Source organism: Paenibacillus mesophilus (assembly GCF_005938385.1).
GTDB classification, from domain to species: Bacteria; Bacillota; Bacilli; order Paenibacillales; family NBRC-103111; genus Paenibacillus_AB; species Paenibacillus_AB mesophilus.
In genome coordinates, this window is the sequence record NZ_VCRA01000066.1 from 1 (window position 1) to 6,933 (window position 6,933).

At 49.5% G+C, this 6,933-nt stretch carries 6 protein-coding genes; all 6 read right to left on the minus strand.

The window, feature by feature from the left end; all coding sequences use genetic code 11:
• On the minus strand, positions 1-833 hold an 833-nt coding region (locus FE783_RS37000; RefSeq protein ID WP_158302175.1), incomplete at its 3' end, for an ABC transporter substrate-binding protein.
• A 224-nt stretch (positions 834-1,057) separates the two neighbouring features.
• Positions 1,058-2,002, minus strand: coding sequence for an AraC family transcriptional regulator (locus tag FE783_RS37005; RefSeq protein WP_138884412.1), 945 nt, complete (start codon positions 2,000-2,002; stop codon positions 1,058-1,060).
• Between the two features lie 164 nt (positions 2,003-2,166).
• Entirely contained in the window at positions 2,167-3,030 is an 864-nt protein-coding gene (locus tag FE783_RS37010; protein WP_138884413.1) for a sugar phosphate isomerase/epimerase family protein, read from the minus strand.
• 149 nt (positions 3,031-3,179) lie between these two features.
• Entirely contained in the window at positions 3,180-4,166 is a 987-nt protein-coding gene (locus tag FE783_RS37015; RefSeq protein ID WP_138884414.1) for a Gfo/Idh/MocA family protein, read from the minus strand.
• A gap of 30 nt (positions 4,167-4,196) precedes the next feature.
• A complete protein-coding gene (locus FE783_RS37020; protein WP_138884415.1) occupies positions 4,197-6,401 on the minus strand; it encodes a hypothetical protein in 2,205 nt (734 codons plus the stop codon).
• A gap of 67 nt (positions 6,402-6,468) precedes the next feature.
• Complete coding sequence (locus FE783_RS37025; RefSeq protein ID WP_138884416.1) at positions 6,469-6,912, minus strand: type 2 periplasmic-binding domain-containing protein; 444 nt, start codon at positions 6,910-6,912, stop codon at positions 6,469-6,471.
• Positions 6,913-6,933 lie beyond the last annotated feature (21 nt).

Consider the following 6,933-nt stretch of genomic DNA (forward strand, 5'->3'; position numbering starts at 1 on the left):
CCGACAAACATTGCAGTATCTTTATCTTCAAAAAATCCTTTCAGCGGGTTAGTGATTTGGGGTACTGTCGCTTCATTGCCAGGAATCTGATAAAGTCGCGTCATATTATCAATAACTTTTCTCCACTTGTCTGTCTGGAGCGTCGGATTGTTTGTCTTCGGGTCCACAAACGCTTCGGATAACTGGTTGTAGAGAAGGCCGAATGCAACGTTAAACCTGATGCCGCGATAAAGCACTCCGCCATCGTTTCGCGATAAGCTTTTCGCCAAAGGGTAAATATCATCCCAGGTCATGCCATCTTTCGGGTAAGGAACGCCGAATTTATCGAACAAGTCTTTGTTATAATACAGCAAGGACAGCTCGGCGCTGTACGGCAGTCCGATAAGCCCGCCGTTGGCCATGCTGCGCATCCGTTCGATCGACGTCTGCTCTAACGGATTCAAATTAAAGTTGTTTTTCTTGATCAGCTCGGACATATCGTAGTCGATAGCCATACTTATGTTCATCGGAACGGAACTGGCCGTATTGAACCATATATCGACCATAGTTCCCGACGCAATAAAATCCTCTACGGGTCCTTTCGATTGCAAAATAAGTTTCGGGGTTATGTGGGGAAACTTGGCCTGAATATGTTTTCCGAATAAATCCATAAAGCGTTCTTCCGTCCAATTGCCGTTTTGAAAGTAAAACGCAAGCTCGACCGGCTCCTTGGTCTTCGTCTCCCCCTTGCCGCCCTCTTTAGCACCCTTGTCTGCCCCGCATGCTGAAGCAAACAGCATCATAGCCGCGATCAAGAACAACTGATACCGTTTGCCGTATTTCTTTTTCTCCATCCTTTTTGCCTCCCTTTGTTTTTTCGCATAGAAAAATAATGCTATAAACATTGTAAGCGCTGCCTTGCACAAGTTATAGGACGATTGTTGCAGCTTTCGGTCTGCTGAATGCAATATTCGGTCTATTTATGTGTGTTGCCTGTATACGCAATACGTAACCGAACTGGGTACGACAGACACACAAAAAACCTCCGTCCCACTAACGTGGAAACGGAGGTTTCGTCCTATCTCGGTTCGGCTATCTCGCCGGGGCTCTCTCCGATCCTCTCCCGGATATACCGGGAGGGCGACATGCCGAACGTTTTGCGGAAGGCGCGACTGAATGTATGGATCGAATTGTATTTTATGATCGCGGCGATTTCCGTGATGCTGTAGCTGCCTTCCTTCAGCAGCTCGACCGTTTTCTCCCATTTGCGCTTTGCACAGATGCTGCGAAGATTGTCCCCGGTTTCTTGAGTGACGAGGTGGGACAAATAAGAGAGGCTGTAGCCCAAAGCGTCGGATACTTCCTTCAAGTCGCCGATTTTCAGCAGATGGTCGTCGATATATTGAATCGCGGCGTAGACGGCCCTCTTCGTCCCGTGCTTCGCTCCCTCGCCGGGATATTTGGCTTGCCAGTCCGAAAAAAAGTTGCGGTACGTCAGAACGAGAATTTGCTCCAAATAGAGCTGAATCATTTTATGCGAGAACGGGGTAACGCTGCTAAGCTCCTTGAGCACGTTTACGAAAGGGGAGCGTACATCGAGCCGGCCTTTGCAGAGCGGCGACTGCTTGTTGTCGATCATTTGCTTGATCGGCAGCAGCCAGCTGCCGTCGCTTTCGTTCAGATTGAAATGGTAGCCTACGTAAAAATAACGGAACGGATCGCCCGCATCCGCACCTCCCCGATGCAGCTCGCCGGGCAAGCCGATATACAAATCGCCGGCCTGCACCTCGTAGCGGACACCGTTCGTTGCAAACCAGCCTTTGCCGGAGACGATATACGTAATTTCGTAGCACACCTGCTTGTGCTCGCCTAGCTCGAAGCCCGCGTCACAGGTCAAATCACCGAACTGGTACAAGGAAATGGTCCCGTACTCCTTAAGCTCTGGAGATTTGGGCAAACAGTCGAATTGAAAACGCCTTTTTCCCGGAATGCTCGTAATCCTCGTCTCGCCCGATCGCGACATGGGGATCGCTCCTCTCCTTCCCGCTGCGCTCTGCTCCCTCCTTCATATCACGCCCGGAGAGGACAAAAAGGGCAGCAACCCTCAGAGCAGCTTCAATTGCTGCAAGGAGGCCCGCTCCGGCGCAAGCACCGCGTCGAAGCAAACGCCCTTCGCTTTCTTGATGCTTATACATCGAATCCGGCCTGAACGAGCAGCCGCTCCAAATTGACGCGCGCGGCAGCAATACGCTCGTCAAGCACTTCGATCGGGCTGTTGGCATTGTATTTGCCGTCCCCGTCTAAACGTTCGACGATAACCGGACCGGTGAAGTTCACCTCGCGCAGCGTGGCGAATATCGCGGCAAAATCGACATCGCCTTGTCCAGGGAGAGGAAAATTGGCTTCCGTGCGAGCGCCTTGATGATCTTTTGCCACAAGTGATACGGTTTGCGCCGCGATCGCCGGGAAATCGACGGCAGGATCGACGCCTTCATAAAACCGCACATTGCCTGGATCGTAGCTGCCTACGATATACGGCGAATCAATCGTCTTGAGCGTTTTGGCGATCACTTCCGCCGTCGCCGTGTTGCCGGTATGCGGTTTGATCGACACGACAAGCCCGCGCTTGCCCGCTTCTTCGCCCACTTGGCGGTATTTGTCGGCAAAAGCTTGATCACGTCCCCGCATTTCTTCTTCGGTCAACGGCTCGCCAGGAAAACGCCGGTAGCTCGTCGTACCCGTAGACAGCAGTTCCTCGACGCCGATCGCTTTTGCAAAATCGAGCCGCGCAATCGCCCGCTCGAACGGCTGGCCCGGATCCAATACATCGGTGCTGACGAGCGATACGGGCTTCAGGCCGTACTTGTCGAGCAGGGCCGATATGCGTTCCGCCTCTCCTTCCGCCTGATCGTCAAACGCTGGCTTGCCTTCGTGCGGCAAACCGAACGAAACATACTTGTATCCGGCTTTGGCAATCGATGCTAGCGACAGCTCTAACGGATGCTTCGTATAAATCAACGTCATGCAGGCCAGCTTTACGGACGGTTTCATAGGAATGCCCCTTTTCCTGCCTGCGTCAACGAACGCAGCACCGAGTAGTCGGTCTCCACTTCGCGGCGTTCTTCCAAGGAACGGTAAGAGCCGATAAATCCTGCTTTAATCGTCATCCTAAGTTCTCCCTTCTTGGCTTGCTCGTTGAATTAGACTTGTACAGGAACGCCTTGGCTGCCATACATCGCCCATATCGTCCGGTGCGATTTCAAAATTTCATGTCCATCGGTTTCTGGGCGTTTGCCGGTTGCGATGCAGTCCAGGAAATGCTCGATCTCGAACAATACGGTTTGACCCGCTCGGTTCGGATATTCGGCAGGTCGTTGGTACAGCGTCTCCGTTCCGTCTTTGCTGATCGCCGTAACGGTCCACATGCTGTTGTCCAGCTCCAAAAAACCTTCTGTCATATGAATTTGGAATTTGGCTGGCGTTTTTTGGTAGCGCATGCCCCAGCTCGTTACGAGATGTGCCAGCGCTCCGCTCTTAAACTCGATGATGCCGTGCGACGTTCCTTCTCCTTCCAGCCAATCGGTGCCGACGCGCGTACCGAAATGCGACACTTTCGCCGGCTCCCCGAGCAAATAGAGCAGGATGTCGATAAAGTGACATCCATGGCTGAACAAGCAGCCTCCGCCGAGTCGTTCTTTGCTGGCAAACCAAGTTCCCGGAGCAGGGGTCAAAAACCCTTCAACCCAGCCTTGCGCACTGATCGGCACGCCGTACTTGCCGCTGTCTACCGCCTCTTTCAGCTTGCGGATCGCCGGCAAAAAACGCACAACAAATGCAAGCATCAGCGTAACGTTGTTTTGTTCCGCCGCCTGTATCACTTGAAGGCAGTCCGCTTCCGAGTTGGCGAGCGGTTTTTCAAGCAGCACATGCTTGCCTGCGGTAATCGCTGTCAAAGCCATCGATGCATGCAGATGATGCGGTGTAGCTAGGCTTACGGCATCGATATCGTCGATCATTTTCGTCCAGTCCGTCGTATAATTGCAGCCCAGTTCGGCCGCGACTGTCGCCGCTTTTTCTTCATCCAGATCGCATACCCAGCGCAGCTCGGAGCGCTCCGCCAATTTATAAGCGTGCGCATGTCCAAGCCCCATATTCAGACCGACTACGGCAGTACGTATTTTACTCATCGTTCCCTCTCCTCCGCTCCGGTAAAATCCTTATTTAAATACTCTTGTATTCCATTGGACACTATCAAGTGTAACACCAGCACCTGTTCGATTAACGATACGCAATTCAATGGTGTGTGCCGCGCTAACACGCGCAAACCAATCTAACCCCTGTGTATCCGTATTCGGGGTACACACAACTGCATCACCAACTGCTGCACCAAAAACACTGATACTTGCTGTCGTGTACGACGCTCCCGCAGCAATAGCAGGGATAATCAATGTTCGCACATCCCGGTATGTATGCGTTTCGGCATTTACTTGCAATGGATTAAATACCTGAATCTCAGCACGCTGAATACCGTTGAATGTTTTAAAATCTGCTTGCGGCGTTACATCAACCCCTACAGCAGCCACCTGAATTTCAGCCGTAGAAACAAATTTAAACCTTGTTGTTGTTGATGCAACTGCTGCTGCACGACTGATAAACATAATGTGCCAGCCATCTGCCATCTTCATCATTGTGTTTTGTCCCAATGCACCGATTACCTCTCCGGTATTTGCATATATCGACATGGTTGGAGCTACATTGTAAGGTATTTTTACCAATGCTACTGCTGTAACAATATCTCCCACATTCCATCCCGCTGCATTTATTGTGATGAATGCGGACGTTCCTGTTGATTTTAAACCAGAGTAAGTTTTACCTGTTGGAGTGTCTAATACATCAGAGCCAATAAACTTTTGGAATTTCGCTGTGCTTCTTGCTGCCTGAAGTGCAGTCGGGTCACAAAATCCAGCAGCGCCGTCAGTGGAATCAGTTGTGCCGATATACGCAGCGCCGGAAAATTTAGACCCGATTGCCAGGTTTGCACCGATCAAGCTATAAAGGCTATGGCGATCATTACGAATATGATACGCATACGGCGCGTGCAGTCTAACAACTCCAGATAATCGATGAATGTCAGTAGAGTTTATCGAAGATATGTAGTTAGGACGCTCATCAAATATGGCATTTACATTAGTGCCTTTTGTTTTTGAGAGATAATCGCCGCTAATTGCCTCAAAATAGTTGTTTTGAATGACAACTGACGGTTGATTAGACTCAATTGTGATCGGATTGCTTTGTCCCTCTAACATGTTGTCTACAACAGTCACACCGCCATCGATATAACCCGTGTATCTTGCTCCTTGTTCAGACTGGATCCCGGAGATTCGCATACCAAATAAACGCTGAACAGCATTAACAACATTATTGTTATTAATAAAACAACACGAACCGTCAACAACTACATTAGCTGCTGATAAATATGTTGGGTTAGTAGGGTCCAGTTTAATAATGTTGTCAAAATCACGACCAGAACAATTTTTTAGGGCAACCCCGCGATGCGGACCATTATTATTAGCATCGTGTAACATAAATGTCTGAGTTTTTCCACCTTTACCCAACATTGCAATCCCATCAAGGGTCAGCTGATTTGAGGCATAAGCCCCACCAACTCCGTAATTAAATAGATTGGTTACGGTTTCGTTAGCATAAATATATCCTCCTTGATTATGGACATGGTAAGAAGGTGTGCGATTGCCCTCAATCAAGAAGCCGGAAGCAGGAATCTTTACTGTGCGGTTCAGGTAATATTTTTCAGCATTATCAAATGGAATGAAGATTTTATTAGTTCCTATGAATATCGAATCATAAACATTTGCTTGAAATGCTACATAATCTATGGACTCTGAACCATCTACAATAAACGGGTAGTCCGCTTGCACAGCTGCTAAATCAGCATAACCTTTATAATTTGGCGAACCAACTGAATACCAATCCGACACTAAGTGTTCTGAAGCGACTGCACCGTAGTCTTTAACAGACAAACATTCGCCATTTTTTCGCATTTGATTATCATTGATTTGCTGCTGACTTTTCCCGCTCACATCCACAATGGCACTAGCTGGATGCGCCTCAGCCATATCACGATCAGCCAACACATTATGTTTAAATGGAGACTGGGGTGGAGACGGGTGCTGCGCATCTTTAGGCGGAAGACTCGAGTCCGGTCCGTACACTTGTTCACTCACGGACTTCGCCTGCAGCAAATTGTCGCCGGCGCCCAGGATTTCATTCGCCGCGAAGGCGGCGCCGGTCATGCCCAGCACTCCGAGAAGCTTCCGCCGGCTGATTTTGATATTGCCCGGCTTATCCTCAGTCGGATCGCTCTGCAATCGTCTCTCGTCAACGGATTGTTCGACATTATCCATATCGATGGTCACACCTCTTTATAGGTTTGGGCTCTTGGCGAAAGAAGTTATATCGCCACGATTCCTGTTATTTGGACATTGCTTCCTTAACCGCTTTTTCAGCTTCTTCCTGGGCGCTTCTTAAACCGGTGTTCATGTCTATGTCGCCGGCAATGATCTTATAAGACCATGAATACAACTTCGGCGCGGCGGCACCGACATATATCGATCGCGATGGCGACGGAGCCGGCTTGGATTTTGTCCATGGAATAAACGCATGAACATTTTTCCCTTGAAAGATAGGGTTGTCTTTGCCAAATTGATTTATAATATCCGGTTTAACGGTAATAGGGACAATGCCTTGGCGAGCCAGCTTCGTCTGAATCTCATCCGAGGTGATGTAGGCAATGACGTTAAAAGCATCCTCCTTATGTTTGCTTTGCCGCGTAATTTCGGCATACCATGGCTCCAATTGCGAACCGACGCCTGGAGCGTCTTTAAAGAACGGAAGCTGCACGGCGTCCCAGTTCATCGTTTTTGTCATTTCCCATAT

What these genes read in the sequence shown, in the direction of transcription:
- FE783_RS37010 (WP_138884413.1), bottom strand. Translation starts at nt 3,030, where the DNA reads ATGAAACCGTCCGTAAAGCTGGCCTGCATGACGTTGATTTATACGAAG.
- FE783_RS37025 (WP_138884416.1), bottom strand. Translation starts at nt 6,912, where the DNA reads ATGAACTGGGACGCCGTGCAGCTTCCGTTCTTTAAAGACGCTCCAGGC.
- FE783_RS37015 (WP_138884414.1), bottom strand. Translation starts at nt 4,166, where the DNA reads ATGAGTAAAATACGTACTGCCGTAGTCGGTCTGAATATGGGGCTTGGA.
- FE783_RS37020 (WP_138884415.1), bottom strand. Translation starts at nt 6,401, where the DNA reads ATGGATAATGTCGAACAATCCGTTGACGAGAGACGATTGCAGAGCGAT.
- FE783_RS37005 (WP_138884412.1), bottom strand. Translation starts at nt 2,002, where the DNA reads ATGTCGCGATCGGGCGAGACGAGGATTACGAGCATTCCGGGAAAAAGG.